This is a genomic window from Rhizobium anhuiense bv. trifolii (assembly GCF_024346605.1).
Lineage (GTDB): Bacteria > Pseudomonadota > Alphaproteobacteria > Rhizobiales > Rhizobiaceae > Rhizobium > Rhizobium anhuiense.
In genome coordinates this window covers 1,948,441-1,962,360 of record NZ_CP098803.1, presented here as the reverse complement: position 1 = coordinate 1,962,360, position 13,920 = coordinate 1,948,441, and the positions used below count along the sequence as shown (strand labels likewise).

Annotated in this window: 12 protein-coding genes, 3 tRNA genes and 1 riboswitch; of the genes, 5 read left to right on the top strand and 10 right to left on the bottom strand. The window is 60.6% G+C overall.

Going from position 1 to position 13,920, the window contains the following annotated elements; all coding sequences use genetic code 11:
- Positions 1–167 precede the first annotated feature (167 nt).
- Together NE851_RS18300 and NE851_RS18295 are read right to left on the bottom strand one after the other, a co-directional pair.
- Positions 168–244 (bottom strand) — tRNA-Asp (locus NE851_RS18300).
- An 84-nt stretch (positions 245–328) separates the two neighbouring features.
- Positions 329–405 (bottom strand) — tRNA-Asp (locus NE851_RS18295).
- 416 nt (positions 406–821) lie between these two features.
- Between NE851_RS18295 and NE851_RS18290 the strand changes: the two genes are divergently transcribed.
- The 3 genes from NE851_RS18290 to NE851_RS35370 all read left to right on the top strand — a co-directional run bounded on the left by NE851_RS18290 (position 822) and on the right by NE851_RS35370 (position 2,053).
- A tRNA-Val gene (locus tag NE851_RS18290) sits at positions 822–897 on the top strand.
- A gap of 100 nt (positions 898–997) precedes the next feature.
- Complete coding sequence (locus NE851_RS18285; protein WP_097543025.1) at positions 998–1,393, top strand: hypothetical protein; 396 nt, start codon at positions 998–1,000, stop codon at positions 1,391–1,393.
- Between the two features lie 447 nt (positions 1,394–1,840).
- Complete coding sequence (locus tag NE851_RS35370; RefSeq protein WP_097543053.1) at positions 1,841–2,053, top strand: hypothetical protein; 213 nt, start codon at positions 1,841–1,843, stop codon at positions 2,051–2,053.
- Between the two features lie 45 nt (positions 2,054–2,098).
- Here NE851_RS35370 and NE851_RS18280 read toward each other — a convergent pair whose 3' ends face one another.
- Positions 2,099–2,647: a glutathione peroxidase gene (locus tag NE851_RS18280; protein WP_097543024.1), complete on the bottom strand. Its 549-nt coding sequence runs from the start codon at positions 2,645–2,647 to the stop codon at positions 2,099–2,101.
- 129 nt (positions 2,648–2,776) lie between these two features.
- Complete coding sequence (locus NE851_RS18275) at positions 2,777–3,130, bottom strand: hypothetical protein (RefSeq protein WP_097543023.1); 354 nt, start codon at positions 3,128–3,130, stop codon at positions 2,777–2,779.
- Positions 3,131–3,295: 165 nt separating this feature from the next.
- Between NE851_RS18275 and NE851_RS18270 the strand changes: the two genes are divergently transcribed.
- Entirely contained in the window at positions 3,296–3,901 is a 606-nt protein-coding gene (locus NE851_RS18270) for a class I SAM-dependent methyltransferase (protein ID WP_097543022.1), read from the top strand.
- A 5-nt stretch (positions 3,902–3,906) separates the two neighbouring features.
- On the opposite strand, the gene NE851_RS18265 is transcribed toward NE851_RS18270, so the two are convergent.
- Positions 3,907–4,308 (bottom strand): (R)-mandelonitrile lyase, encoded by a 402-nt coding sequence (locus tag NE851_RS18265; protein WP_245294555.1) that lies wholly within the window; start codon positions 4,306–4,308, stop codon positions 3,907–3,909.
- Positions 4,309–4,550: 242 nt separating this feature from the next.
- Between NE851_RS18265 and NE851_RS18260 the strand changes: the two genes are divergently transcribed.
- Positions 4,551–5,537, top strand: a complete 987-nt coding sequence (locus tag NE851_RS18260) for an aldo/keto reductase (protein ID WP_063474301.1) — start codon at positions 4,551–4,553, stop codon at positions 5,535–5,537.
- A gap of 181 nt (positions 5,538–5,718) precedes the next feature.
- On the opposite strand, the gene NE851_RS18255 is transcribed toward NE851_RS18260, so the two are convergent.
- The 5 genes from NE851_RS18255 to clpX form a co-directional block, all read right to left on the bottom strand.
- A complete protein-coding gene (locus NE851_RS18255) occupies positions 5,719–7,917 on the bottom strand; it encodes an esterase-like activity of phytase family protein (RefSeq protein ID WP_097543052.1) in 2,199 nt (732 codons plus the stop codon).
- 95 nt (positions 7,918–8,012) lie between these two features.
- Positions 8,013–8,921 carry a riboflavin transporter RibN gene (gene ribN, locus NE851_RS18250; RefSeq protein WP_425351153.1) on the bottom strand — a complete coding sequence of 303 codons (909 nt, stop codon included), beginning with the start codon at positions 8,919–8,921 and terminating at the stop codon, positions 8,013–8,015.
- 85 nt (positions 8,922–9,006) lie between these two features.
- A riboswitch (FMN riboswitch) is annotated at positions 9,007–9,160 on the bottom strand.
- 149 nt (positions 9,161–9,309) lie between these two features.
- Entirely contained in the window at positions 9,310–9,585 is a 276-nt protein-coding gene (hupB, locus tag NE851_RS18245; RefSeq protein WP_003558438.1) for a DNA-binding protein HupB, read from the bottom strand.
- A gap of 206 nt (positions 9,586–9,791) precedes the next feature.
- The gene (gene lon, locus NE851_RS18240; protein ID WP_047616487.1) at positions 9,792–12,209 is read right to left on the bottom strand and encodes an endopeptidase La; all 2,418 of its coding nucleotides are present in this window, start codon (positions 12,207–12,209) and stop codon (positions 9,792–9,794) included.
- A gap of 404 nt (positions 12,210–12,613) precedes the next feature.
- Positions 12,614–13,891, bottom strand: a complete 1,278-nt coding sequence (gene clpX / locus NE851_RS18235) for an ATP-dependent Clp protease ATP-binding subunit ClpX (protein ID WP_003573940.1) — start codon at positions 13,889–13,891, stop codon at positions 12,614–12,616.
- Between the last annotated feature and the right edge of the window lie 29 nt (positions 13,892–13,920).

Genomic DNA, 13,920 nt, shown 5'->3' with positions numbered 1-13,920 from the left:
CCGTGGTTAGCGCAGCCGACGCCCCGGCGCAAGAGATTTACATAGGCAATTCGACGCGTCGCGCGCGGACATTATCAAGCAGATGCAACGATGTCGCGACAAATCCACGCAAGCTGCCTGAAGCTGCATGTCTGACCATTGGAAACTGCATGGCTTTCGGAAGAAAATGGCGCGAGTGACGGGGCTCGAACCCGCGACCTCCGGCGTGACAGGCCGGCACTCTAACCGACTGAGCTACACCCGCGCATATGATCGGCCATTGGCGGCCGCGAGGATGAAGAAACCGGACAAACGACAAATCGCATTTGCGTTTTACAAAGACTTGAAATGGCGCGAGTGACGGGGCTCGAACCCGCGACCTCCGGCGTGACAGGCCGGCACTCTAACCAACTGAGCTACACCCGCAATTCATTTCAAGCAGTCCGGATGCCTTCGCACCCTCACCAAAACGGCTGCCCGTTTCGATGAGCGGCTAACTACGGGGTTCGTCTTTTAGTGTCAAGCAGGTTTGGAGACAAAACCATGACAGTCTGTGAAATGTTTCGGCGGGTTGGGTGCCAGACGAACAAAAGCCGGCACTTCCGTGTTCCGCAGCGATGCTCAGGCGCAGACGCAGCGCCTTCGAAACGGAGATGCTCGCCACCCTCCCCTCACTTTTCCACAGCCGAGCCGAACCTAAGCGGCATTGCCAGACACGGGGCAAGACACGGGAGCACCACCAAAAAAATCAAAAAATCTTCACAAACACTCTTGCGGTTTTGCCGCGTTCCGCATAGATCACGGCCACCAACGCGGCAGGCCGATCCGGCTTCGTTTGCGATGGGCGATTAGCTCAGTTGGTAGAGCGCCTCGTTTACACCGAGGATGTCGGGAGTTCGAGTCTCTCATCGCCCACCATTTCCAAAGTTTCCGCTGCTTGTCCATCCGATTCGGGTTTCCGAATTCGCTCGCTAATCCGGTCACGATCTGCGCAAGGTGTTTCGTCAGGAGACACCTCATGAAAATCGTTGCCATCACCTCCGCGCTGCTTCTCGCCAGCGCGGCTGCGCCGTGCATTGCCAAGGAGCCCGCGCAAGAGGTGTTCCTGTCTGTCGGAGACCAGACGATGACTACGTCGGGAGAAACTCCGGGCCGCGAAGCCAGAACATATCTCCTGAGAATGCAGTCGGATCTGCCGATTGTTTTTTCGGTCGATGCCGACAATTCAGCCTGCAGCCTGGAAATCATGAAAGCCAGCCAGCGCGGCGTCTTCAGCAAAATCAGCCGATTCCCCGCATCTTTTAGAGACAGCGGTCAAAGTGGCGATGAATATAGGTTTTCGTTTTTCCAGAACCGCGTTTCATTTATGAGCGGCGCCCGATGCGCCTTCTCATTTTCTCTGACACAGAAGTGACTGGGTGATTGGGGTGATGGGTACGCCTTCCGTCTGGCGGGCACTCATCGTCACCATTTCATCGCTTCGCCCGTTCTTGGTCCACCGTCGAAACCAGCCGCGAATCGTCCACCATTAGAGCGACGTAAGGCGAAGCGGCGATCAGTCCTATATCAACCTCATGCTATCAAAATCTCTGCCCGCTTCTGGCTGGAGTGACTGCGACCGTGGCCGAGTGCGGGTAGGTCTGCGTTCTCGAAGCGGCATTCGGCAAGACGTTCCCGCGCACCAAGGCGTTACGCCCGGCAGCTTCAGATACGCCATCCCCGCAGCGCTCCACAAAACGGGCTACTCCCCGCCTTCGCGCCACTTCCTATTGGGCGAATGGATGGAGACCGGCAAAAGTGGGAGAATTCGCCGCCCGGAAAGTCTCCGCGCTTGAAGGCTTACGACGCCTGGAGGTTTGTCATGAGGACCCTATGCTCCGCATTGACGCTGTGCATCGCGATTGCCCTTTGCACGCCAAGTGCCATCTATGTCAGCCTGCCCGGATACGCCTTCAAGACGAATCCGAAATGCCAGCGCCACGAACCAAAAACGCGATTCGACAGAAGGTGTGACTGGCCGAGACTGGGCTACAAGGACTTTACGCCCCCGCTTGTGACCGTGCTTGGAATCTGAAGACTATCTGAGAGTCCAGACGCCACTGGTGTCGCCCGAGGGCCTTCATTTCTTCGCCAATTCCTTATCCACCGCCGAAACCAGCCGCGAATCATCTGCGGTCACGTCAGGCGCGAAACGGGCGGCGACTCTGCCGTCGCGGCCGATCAGGAATTTTTCGAAGTTCCAGAGGATGTCGTCCTCGTCGCCGCCTGTCATGCCGTGGGATTTCAGGCGCTCGCGCATCGGTCCGTCGCCGGTCGTCGCGACACCCGATTTGGTCAGTTGCCGGTAAAGCGGATGCTGCGCCTCGCCCTTGACCGAGATCTTCGAGAAGATCGGGAAGGTGACGTCGTAGGCGCTGGTGCAGAAGTCGAGGATCTCGGCGTCGGTGCCGGGTTCCTGGCCCTTGAAGTCGTTGGCGGGGAAAGCGGCGATGACGAAGCCGCGCTCGCGCTTTTCGCCATAGAGCTTTTCCAGCCCCTCATATTGCGGCGTGAGCCCGCATTTCGAGGCGACATTGACGACCAGGAGCACCCTGCCCTTGTATTCGTTGAGCGTGGTCTCGCGACCATCCACAGTCTTGACCGGGATATCCAGCACGTTGCCTGTCACGGGAACCTCCAATTCGTAAGGATATGGTTCGCCCAAGTTAGCGATATCGCCGCCGTTGTCATCAGCGTCGGGATCAACTTGGCTTCCACAGGACGCCGGTGCGGCTTCCGGCCGCACCGGGCCTCAGCCTCAGGCGGGAGACGTTTCCTTCACATCGTCGAGCAGGAAGTGCACGATGAGATAATCCGTCTTGTAATGGCGGCCGCTGTCCGACACGGAATCGACGCTGCCGCCGTCCTTCGGGTGCCAGGCGTGGTAATGGGGATTGGTGGTGATCAGGGTGATGGCCTTGCCATCCCTTTCGCCAAGCCGGAAGCGCATCTCGGCGAGCGGCCAGATCCGCTCATAATCCTGCATGGTGATTCGCGCCTTCAGCGCCTTGCGCTGCAGCGGCGCTTCGCCGGCCTCGGCTGGTGTTTCCAACATCACCTCCTCAGCTCCGCTGATGATGGCGTTGAATTCTTCAGGCCACATGCGTCTCATGAAATCGCTCCTCCCGAGGCTTTTTCGTCAGTTCACAGATGGAACTTAGCGGTTTGTCCGAAAGAAGCAAATTCCCGTCATGCGGTTGTCATCGGCACCAGTCGCTCCTACCTTCCCGTCAAACCGCATCAGGGCCGTCAGTCGCCCGCAATCCCGAGATCCGAGATGAAGACACGTGAAGAAAGGCAGGCGCTCCGGGCGAGCATGCCGCGCACTCCGCTCAGCGCCCATCACATGGAGAATGCCCGGCTGCTGCCGGACCGCGGCGAATTGCTTTACCGGATCCCGAACGGCGGCATCGGCGTCGAGGTCGGCGCAGCCTTCGGCGAATATACGGCGGAGATCCTGGAAAAGAACCGTCCGGCGCAGCTCTACCTCATCGATCCCTGGTCGATGGATCGCTACAGCTCCGGGTTGGACGCGATCCACACGAATTTCGCGGCCGAGATCGCGGCCGGCCGGCTGCACCTGATGCAGGGCACGTCGCTGGAGAAGCTTGCCGAGTTCGAGGACGATTTCCTCGACTGGGCCTATATCGATACCGACCATTCCTTCGATCTCACCTGGCAGGAACTGCTGCTCTGCGACAAGAAGGTGAAGCGGACGGGGCGCATTGCCGGGCATGATTTCTGCACCGGCAATACGGTCAAACCGATCGTCTATGGCGTCGTCGAGGCGGTCACCAAGTTCTGCAAGGATTACTGCTGGCAATTCGAGTTCCTGACGGTCGAATCGCACGCGCATTTTTCCTATTGCCTGAAACGGCTCTGATCCGCTCACACTTTGCCGGAATATTGCTCGTCGCTGACCTTTTCCATCCAGTCGACATGGCTGCCGTCCAGCGCCTCGTGCACGGCAATATGCGTCATCGCCGTATCCGGGGCAGCACCGTGCCAATGTTTTTCATCAGGTGCGAACCAGACGGTATCGCCGGGGCGGATTTCGCGGATGTCCCCGCCCCAGCTCTGGGCGAGGCCCTTGCCTGATGTGACGATCAGTGTCTGGCCGAGCGGATGCGTATGCCAGGCCGTGCGGGCGCCGGGTTCGAAGGTGACGGAGACCGCCCTCGCCCGGGCCGGCGCCGGCGCTTCCATCAGCGGATCCTGGCGGACGGCGCCGGTGAAATAGTCGGCCGGTGGCTTCGTCGAGGGGCGAGAGCCGGCGGGTTTGATCTCCATGATCTTTCCTTTTCCATTCATTGCGGTTGAAGCCTTGTGGCGGAACGATATTTCATCGAGGCGGCCAATCAAAGCCGGATCGACAATTGCCGCAAAGTCGCCCGACTGATAATTCCAATGTCTTTCATCACCAAAGCGCATCGCATCGCGCTTGCTTCATGCGACGCGCCTTGGCTCTTTGTTTTTATGCATGTCGTTATCCCTACACAGTTTCAGGCGACATGCAGTAGGGAGGATTTTTCATGAAACACCATGCTTTTGGCCGCATGCCCTTCACCGTCACCAATGTCGGCTTCGGCGCCTGGCAGATCGGCGGCTCCTGGGGCGATATCAGCGAGGCGGACGGACGCGCCGCCCTGAATGCCGCACTCGATGCCGGCATGACATTCATCGATACGGCTGATGTCTACGGCGACGGCCGCTCGGAAAAAATCATCGCCGACGTGCTGAAGACGCGCGGCGGCGCCCGCCCGATGGTCGCCACCAAGGCCGGCCGCCGCCTCAACCCGCATGTCGCCGAAGGCTACACCACGGCCAATCTCGAAGGCTTCATCGATCGCAGCCTCAAGAACCTCGTGGTCGACAGCCTCGACCTCGTGCAACTGCACTGCCCGCCGCGCGAGGTGCTTTACCAACCGGAGGTCTTCGAGAGCCTGGACGCTCTGCAGAAGGCCGGCAAGATCAAGGGTTACGGCGTCAGCGTCGAAAAGGTCGAGGACGGGTTGAAGGCGATCGAATATCCCGGCGTCGTCAGCATCCAGATCATCTACAACATCTTCCGCCAGCGCCCCGACCACCTGTTCTTCCAAGAGGCGCGCCGCAAGAACGTGGCGATCATCGCCCGCGTGCCGCTCGCAAGCGGTCTCCTCTCCGGCAAGATCACCCGAGACACGCACTTTGCCAGCGACGACCACCGTAATTTCAATCGTCACGGCGAGGCCTTCGATGTCGGCGAGACCTTTGCCGGCGTGCCCTTCGAGGTCGGCCTGCAGGCAGTGGAAGAGGTGCGCAAGCTGGTGCCCGCAGGCGCCACCATGGCCGCCTTCGCCCTCCGCTGGATCCTGATGGCTGAAGCCGTCACCGTCGTCATCCCCGGCGCCCGCAATGCCGAGCAGGCCAAGGCCAACGCAGCCGCCGCCGACCTTGCACCGCTTTCGGCCGACGTCATGGCCGCAACCCGCGAAATCTACGAGCGGCTGATCGCGCCGCATGTGCATCAGCGCTGGTAGAGTCGGAGTGCTGATTCTTTGCTGGGGAGGCCAGATGGCCCCTCATCCGGCTTCCGCCACCTTCTCCCCACTCGCGGGGTGAAGGGACCATGCCGCAACGCCTCCGTTCCCCGTACACCTCTCGCAGGGCACGTCCCCTCTCCCCGTTTTACGGCGAGAGGGCTAGGGCGAGGGGCAGCTTTCAGTTTGTCGCATTCAGCTCGACCGGGAAGAACAGTGTCTCGCCGGAGGAGTCGCTGACGCCGTCATTGTCGGTGACCGCGTAGGGTTTGCCCGAGGCGTCGAAGGTGAAGCCTTCGAGCTTGTCGAGCACATAGCCGTTGGTCGCGGTCTTGAGTTCACCGAGGAAGTCGTGTGCTTCGGTCTTCTTGACGACCGGCAGTGCACCGCCAAGCTTGGCGGGCTTCAGCTCCGATATCGCGACCTTGTAGAGCTTCTTCAGCCTGGCGGCATCGCCGACCAGGTTGTCGCGCTCGATGATGTAGACGCTGTCGCCCTGGGCCGAGATTTCCGACAGGCCGACCCAGCCGCTTTCCGTCTTGTCGAGCGGATAGCGCACGGCGCCCCATTCCTTCCTCTTCGGATTGTAGGAGACGAGCTTGACGAAGCCCTTCTCGTCGTCACCCCACTCGCGCTGCACCGCCATCCAGAGTGTCGTATCGTCACCGGTGCCGACAATGGTCACGCCTTCGAAGCCGTAGCGGATTTCGTTGGCGGCAAGCTCCTTCGGCAGGGCGATCTCGGCCTTGATGTCGCCCTTGGCATTGACGTTATAGAGGGCGTGCGGAACGAGACGTTCACTGTAGCCTTCCGAGGCGAGCCAGAAGGAGCCGTCGGCGGCAGCCGCGATGCCTTCGATGTCGAGCTTCTGGGCCGGAGCGCCGTCACGCCTGACGACAAGGGCCTCGGTGATGACGGCCGGCTTCTTGCTGGCATCGATCGTGTAGATCGTCGGCTGCGAGCCGAGAACGCTGTCGCTGACGGCATAGAGCATGCCCGGCTTGCCCGGAACGGCAGCAAGACCCGAAAGAGCTGCAAAGCCGATCGGATTGCCGTCCTTGTCGGCGGAGACGATCTGCGGATAGGCCTTTTCGCCTTCCGAGCGCTCATAGATCATCACATGCGAGCGCGCACCGCCGTCCTTGCCGAGGTCGAGTTCGTTGGCGGTTGCAAGCAGATTGCGCGCAGGAATGGCGATCGCGCCTTCCGGCGAAATGCCGGACGGCAGCAACTGGACGAGTTCGGGATCGGCGCCGGTATCCTTATAGACGCCGACGACCGAGGCGCGTTCGGCGAGCAGGAAGAAATATTGCTCGTCGCCGAATTTGGCGGCTTCGAGACCTTCGGGCTCGACGCCCTTCGATCCCGACCGGCTTTCCGGATAGTGGCCGATATGGGCGACAGCGCGTTCGAAGGATGCGCCCGATTCGTAGAGAATCTTGCCCGTCTTGTCGAAGATGGTGAAACCACGCGAGCCGCCCTGGTAGTCGCCTTCATTGGCGACGAGGAGGCGGTTGTCGTCGAGCCACTTCACGGCGTCGGGCTCGCGCAGCACGCCCTTGGATTCGCCTGAAAATTTCAGGGCGCCGTCACGCTTGGTGTCGATGCCGGTCAGATCGACGCTGCCGGCGGAGAAATGCGTCTTCACCGCGGCCGTATTGGCGTCGATGATGACAATCTCGTTGTTTTCCTGCAGCGTCAGCGCAATCTCGTTCAACCCGTTGAAGGCGACGAATTCCGGCTCCGGATCCTCCGGGGCGACGCCGGCAAGGCCGGTCAGCGCCACATGCTTGATGGTGCCGCAATCGACGGTGCCGTTCCTGACCTGGAAGACGACGAGGTCGCCGGCCGGCATCTGCGGGATCTTGCCGTCATTGACCTCTTCGTCACGCTCGTTTTCGATGGCGATGGCGCCGAGCGTCTTGTCCTTGTTGAGGGCGATCGAATCCGGCTGGCCGCCGAGATCGCAAGTGCTCTCGATCTTCCTGGTCGCGACATCGACGATCGCGAGACGCCCCGAGGGCTTTGCCTTGCTTTCGGAGGTGTTGACGGCGACGAGCGCCTTGCCGGCGCTCGAGGTAACCGAGGTCGGCTCACCGTCCATCATGACAGCGCCGCCGGCTTTCGGAGCCTTGGCGTCGGTGATGTCGATGAAGCCGATCGCGCCGAGCGGGCTGTCGCTATAGATCAGCGTGTTGCCGTCGTCGGTCGCAGTGATGATTTCGGCGGAGCTGACCGACAGCTTGTCCTTGTCATCAGGCAGGTTCTGGGCGACCGGGAAGGAAGCGATGCGGTTGAAAACTGGTTCGGCCGCGGCCGGAAAGGCGACGGATGCGAGAAGCACGGCAGCAAGCGCTGCCTTGCGCGATGAAATGGTCATGAAATCCCCCATGTGTCGAATATTCGAAACATGAGTTTTCTGCGGGAGCGGCATGACAGAGGCATGACAGAGGCGGCATTTTTCGCCGGATCACCTCAGGCGGGTTTGCGCTCCCTGCGCATCTCGTTTCGCATGATGAAAAGCGACGCGGAGAGGATCAGAGCCGCTCCCAGCCAGAGATAACCCGCCGGCGCATAACCGAAGAACAGCCAACCGGCCAGCACGTTCAACGGCAGCTTCAGATCGTCGAAAGGCTGGACATAGGCGGCATCGGCCGCGGCATAGGCAAGTGTGAGGAAATACTGGGCTGCCGCGGTCAAAAGCCCCGCCAGCAGGAACAGGGCAAGCGTTGCACCGGTCGGCACGGCAAAGCCCGCCGCAAGCGCCAGCCCGCCATTGATCGGCGTCAGCAGCACGAGCAGCCAGACGGTGATCGTCTCCGGTCGTTCGATGCCCGTCAGGCTCTTGGTGATCAGCGACGAGGCGCCCCACAGCAGCGCCGAGAGCACGGGCAGGAGAGCCGCCCAGCCAAAACCGTCCGACCAGGGCTGCAGAATGATCATCGCTCCGGTGAAACCGGCCGCGGTCGCCGCCCAGCGGGCCGGGCCGACGCGCTCGCCAAGGAAAAGCCGGGCGCCCAGAATGATGAAGAAGGGCGAGGTCATCACCAGTGCGATCGCCTGCCAGATCGGCACCGAAGCAAGGCCGGCGACCCAGGCCTCGACGCCGAGCGCGGCAAGTGCCACGCGCGCCAGGTGACGCCAGGGATAGCGCGTGCGCATCGTCGCAAGGCCGAGCCTGCGAAGGAAGGGCAGCGAAAACAGGAAGGCGAAGCCATATTGCCAGAAGGCGGCCGAGGCCGAGGGGAAGGCAAGCGTCATCGTCAGCCATTGGGTGACGACGTTGAGAAGCGAAAAAGCAATGCCGGCAAGGACCATCCAGAGGGCGCCGACAACGGCGCGAGACGGCTCTGCGGCTAGGGAAGTCTGATTCATGTCTTTCATCCGAAACCAGGGACCAACATAAATCAGGACGCATGAGCCACGACCAAGCGACACGGGGCAGATCCCTGCCCTTCGCACAGCCGACACTCATTCTCTTCCATCCGGACTTTAACCGTCGGCTCCGGAATCGCACCGGATCTGCTGACCCCTCCCCGCTTCGACGCGAGAGAAGGCGCTCGCGGGCTTGAGTCGAGACCCTTACCGCCGGTGGGGAGTTTCACCCCGCCCTGAGAACAGAAATGTCGTAAATTAAAGCCCGCGCGACAGCAAGGTCAGCCAAAGCAAAAAGGCAAGAGGGCCTGCCAAAAGCAAAAAGGGTCCGGCAAAGCCGAACCCCTCTCAAATCCTGCACAACCGGTCTCGTTTCCGGTTGGCGGATAATCTCAGATCAGCCGTTGACGGCGTCCTTCAGGCCCTTGCCGGGCGTGAATTTCGGCACGTTGCGAGCCGGAATGTCGACTTCAGCGCCCGTGGACGGGTTACGGCCCTTCGTTGCAGCGCGATGAGAAACGGTGAAGCTGCCGAAACCCGCGAGGCGGATGTCGCCCTTGTTCTTGAGTTCAGCCTGGACAACGTCGAAAACCGCGTCAACAGCGGAAGCCGCGTCAGACTTCGTCAGTCCTGCCTTTTCGGCTACTGCGGACACGAGTTCATTCTTGTTCATGTTTCCACCCCTTTCTAAATGGTATGAAACGACTCAAATGTAAGCTAGGCGCAGAATAGGTTTCATCAGGCCCGCCGGAAACCCAAAAGCCCTGCAAATCAAGGAAAAGCAAGCGTCTACATGACGTTTTCACAAAAAAGGCTGGCGTTTCCGCCAGCCTTTTTGTCTGTTTTGTCCCAATGGGGCATAAATGTGGCACAGGCCACTCAATGCGCTATGGTTGCGCCCGTCTCATCGAGGCCTTCGACCGTTGCGATGACGGGCGTTTCCACCGTGCCGTCCCATTCGATCGGCTCCGGCCGCCGGATCAGCGCATGCTTGATCACCTCGCCCATGCGGGATACCGGGATGATCTCCATGTTGTTCTTCACGTTATCCGGAATCTCCGCCAGGTCCTTGGCGTTTTCCTCCGGAATCAGCACCTTCTTGATGCCGCCGCGAAGCGCTGCGAGCAGCTTTTCCTTGAGACCGCCGATCGGCAGCACACGGCCGCGAAGGGTGATTTCACCGGTCATGGCCACATGCCTGCTCACCGGGATACCGGTCATGATCGAGACGATCGCGGTTGCCATGGCGACGCCGGCCGAGGGGCCGTCCTTCGGTGTCGCGCCTTCCGGCACGTGCACGTGGATGTCGCTCTTGTCGAAGCGCGGCGGCTCGATGCCGAAATCGACGGCGCGCGAGCGGACATAGGAGGCCGCTGCCGAGATCGATTCCTTCATGACGTCCTTCAGATTGCCGGTGACCGTCATGCGGCCCTTGCCCGGCATCATCACACCTTCGATGGTCAGCAGCTCGCCGCCGACCTCCGTCCAGGCAAGACCGGTCACGACGCCGACCTGATCCTCGCCCTCGGCTTCGCCATGGCGGAAGCGCGGGACGCCCAGATAGTCGGAGATGTTGGCGGCCGTCACGTGAACGGACTTCGTCTTGCCCTTGATGATCTCGGTGACCGCCTTGCGGGCGAGCTTCATCAATTCGCGTTCGAAGCTGCGGACACCGGCTTCGCGGGTGTACTGCTGGCTGATCGCCATGAGGGCGTCGTCGCTGACCGAGAATTCTTCCGGCTGCAACGCATGTTCCTTGATGGCCTTCGGCAGCAGGTGCCGCTTGGCGATCTCGCGCTTTTCATCCTCGGTGTAGCCGGCGATACGGATGATTTCCATGCGGTCCATCAGGGGTGCTGGAATGTTCAGCGTATTCGCCGTCGTGATGAACATCACGTCCGACAGGTCGTATTCGACTTCCAGGTAGTGGTCCATGAAGGTCGAGTTCTGCGCCGGATCGAGCACTTCGAGCAGAGCCGAGGACGGATCACCGCGGAAGTCCATGCCCATCTTGTCGATCTCGTCGAGCAGGAAGAGCGGGTTGGACTTCTTCGCCTTCTTCATCGACTGAATGACCTTGCCGGGCATCGAGCCGATATAGGTGCGGCGGTGACCGCGGATTTCGGCTTCGTCGCGAACGCCGCCGAGTGCCATGCGGACATACTCACGGCCGGTCGCCTTGGCGATCGACTGGGCGAGCGAGGTCTTGCCGACGCCCGGAGGGCCGACGAGGCACAGGATCGGGCCCTTGATCTTGGTGGCGCGGGCCTGCACGGCCAGATATTCGACGATGCGCTCCTTGACCTTGTCGAGACCGAAGTGATCGGCTTCGAGGATCTTCTCGGCATTGTTGAGATCGGCCTTGATCTTCGACTTCTTGCCCCACGGAATGCCGAGCAGCCAGTCCAGATAATTGCGCACGACGGTGGCTTCCGCCGACATCGGGCTCATCTGGCGCAGCTTCTTCAGTTCCGCATCGGCCTTTTCACGGGCTTCCTTGGACAGCTTGGTCTTGGAGATGCGCTCTTCCAGCTCGCTCATCTCGTCGCGGCCTTCCTCGCCGTCGCCGAGTTCCTTCTGGATCGCCTTCATCTGCTCGTTAAGATAATATTCGCGCTGGGTCTTCTCCATCTGGCGCTTGACGCGCGAGCGGATACGCTTTTCGACCTGCAGGACCGAGATCTCGCCTTCCATGAAGCCGAGAGCTTTTTCGAGGCGCTGTTTGACGCTGGTCGTCTCCAGCATCTCCTGCTTCTCGGTGATCTTGATCGACAGATGCGAGGCGACCGTATCGGCGAGCTTGGAATAGTCGTCGATCTGGCTGGCGGCGCCGACCACTTCGGGCGAAATCTTCTTGTTGAGCTTCACATAGCTCTCGAATTCGGAGACGACCGAACGCGACAAGGCTTCCAGTTCGACCGGATCGTCATGCGGCTCCTCGAGCACATGGCCGAGCGCCTCATAGAAATCCTCGCGGCTGGTATAGGTATCGATCTCGGCGCGGGCGCGGCCTTCGACCAGAACCTTGACGGTGCCGTCGGGCAGCTTCAGGAGCTGCAACACGTTCGCCACGGTGCCGACATTGTGGATCGCGGACGGATCCGGATCGTCGTCACTGGCGTTGATCTGCGTCACCAGCATGATCTGCTTGTCGGAACCCATGACCTCTTCGAGCGCACGGATCGACTTTTCCCGTCCGACGAACAGCGGCACGATCATATGCGGGAAAACCACGATGTCGCGCAGGGGCAGAACAGGGTAGGCAGTGCTGCTCGCTACAGACGTTTTCTTCGTCATTTTATGTCCTTTCCATCGTCCCGTTACCGGGCTCTCTGCACGGCCGCTTGGGACCGGCCGGCACTCTCACTTGTTGCTACAAGTGGAGGTTCTGACTACGCTTTTCAAGCCACGCTAACGCCCGCGTTCCCCGGATGTGACGGCTTTGTTACAACGGAACGCCAACACTATGAAGCGCGTGGCTGGACCGGCGCTTACCACTTCCGACCCGGCTAAAATACAAACGCCAACAATAGGCTTACGGAATCACCGCATCATTGCCAAGCACTCCCCTTTGCGCAACATCGGCAAAGGCAATTCCGGTTCCCACCGGCAAAATACTAACAGCGCCTCGCATGGTTTTTCAAATAGAAAGGGGCCTGCCGATGGCAAGCCCCCAAAATAATCATAGGAAAGCAGCAAGATCACGCCGAAGCGTTGGCCTTTTCTTCCTGACGATCGGCATAGATGTAAAGCGGACGGGCCGAACCGCGCACCACTTCCTCCGAGATGACGACCTCGCGCACGCCTTCCAGCGTCGGCAGTTCGAACATCGTGTCGAGCAGGATCTTCTCCATGATCGAGCGAAGGCCGCGGGCGCCGGTCTTGCGCACGATCGCCTTGCGGGCGATTTCGCGCAGGGCATCCTCGTGGAAGGTCAGTTCCACGTCTTCCATCTCGAACAGGCGCTGATACTGCTTGATCAGCGCGTTCTTCGGCTCGGACAGGATCTGGATCAGCGCATCTTCATCGAGATCCTCGAGCGTCGCCAGAACCGGCAGACGGCCGATGAACTCGGGGATGAGGCCAAACTTGACCAGGTCTTCCGGCTCCAGTTCGCGCAGGACTTCGCCGACGCGGCGGTCGTCCTGGGCCTTGACGGTGGCGCCGAAGCCGATCGAGGTCTTCTCGCCACGGGCGGAGATGATCTTGTCGAGGCCGGCGAAGGCGCCGCCGCAGATGAACAGGATGTTCGTCGTGTCGACCTGCAGGAATTCCTGCTGCGGGTGCTTGCGGCCGCCCTGCGGCGGTACGGAAGCGACCGTGCCTTCCATGATCTTCAGCAGCGCCTGCTGCACGCCCTCGCCCGAGACGTCACGGGTGATCGACGGGTTGTCGGACTTGCGCGAAATCTTGTCGACTTCGTCGATGTAGACGATGCCGCGCTGCGCACGCTCGACATTGTAGTCGGCAGACTGCAGGAGCTTCAGGATGATGTTTTCGACGTCCTCGCCGACATAACCGGCCTCGGTAAGCGTCGTCGCATCGGCCATGGTGAAGGGAACGTCGATGATCCGGGCGAGAGTCTGGGCAAGATAGGTCTTGCCGCAGCCCGTCGGGCCGACGAGCATGATGTTCGACTTCGCCAGCTCGACTTCGCCGTTCTTGGAGGCGTGCGCCAGGCGCTTGTAGTGGTTGTGCACGGCGACCGACAGGATCTTCTTCGCCTGCCGCTGGCCGATGACATATTCGTCGAGGACCTTGATGATGTCCTGGGGCGTCGGAACGCCGTCGCGGGACTTGACCATCGAGGACTTGTTCTCCTCGCGGATGATGTCCATGCACAATTCGACGCATTCATCGCAGATGAAGACGGTCGGTCCGGCAATCAGTTTCCGGACTTCGTGCTGGCTCTTTCCGCAGAACGAACAATAGAGAGTGTTCTTGGAGTCGCCGCCGTTGCTGCCGCTGACCTTGCTCATATCATTTTCCTTCCAGCACGCCGCATTTC

Excerpts from the sequence above, each read along its gene's own strand:
- NE851_RS18255 (WP_097543052.1), bottom strand. The coding sequence starts at position 7,917 with ATGACCATTTCATCGCGCAAGGCAGCGCTTGCTGCCGTGCTTCTCGCA.
- NE851_RS18270 (WP_097543022.1), top strand. The coding sequence starts at position 3,296 with ATGAAGACACGTGAAGAAAGGCAGGCGCTCCGGGCGAGCATGCCGCGC.
- NE851_RS18285 (WP_097543025.1), top strand. The coding sequence starts at position 998 with ATGAAAATCGTTGCCATCACCTCCGCGCTGCTTCTCGCCAGCGCGGCT.
- clpX (WP_003573940.1), bottom strand. The coding sequence starts at position 13,891 with ATGAGCAAGGTCAGCGGCAGCAACGGCGGCGACTCCAAGAACACTCTC.
- NE851_RS18275 (WP_097543023.1), bottom strand. The coding sequence starts at position 3,130 with ATGAGACGCATGTGGCCTGAAGAATTCAACGCCATCATCAGCGGAGCT.
- NE851_RS35370 (WP_097543053.1), top strand. The coding sequence starts at position 1,841 with ATGAGGACCCTATGCTCCGCATTGACGCTGTGCATCGCGATTGCCCTT.
- NE851_RS18260 (WP_063474301.1), top strand. The coding sequence starts at position 4,551 with ATGAAACACCATGCTTTTGGCCGCATGCCCTTCACCGTCACCAATGTC.
- hupB (WP_003558438.1), bottom strand. The coding sequence starts at position 9,585 with ATGAACAAGAATGAACTCGTGTCCGCAGTAGCCGAAAAGGCAGGACTG.
- NE851_RS18265 (WP_245294555.1), bottom strand. The coding sequence starts at position 4,308 with ATGGAGATCAAACCCGCCGGCTCTCGCCCCTCGACGAAGCCACCGGCC.
- ribN (WP_425351153.1), bottom strand. The coding sequence starts at position 8,921 with ATGAAAGACATGAATCAGACTTCCCTAGCCGCAGAGCCGTCTCGCGCC.
- lon (WP_047616487.1), bottom strand. The coding sequence starts at position 12,209 with ATGACGAAGAAAACGTCTGTAGCGAGCAGCACTGCCTACCCTGTTCTG.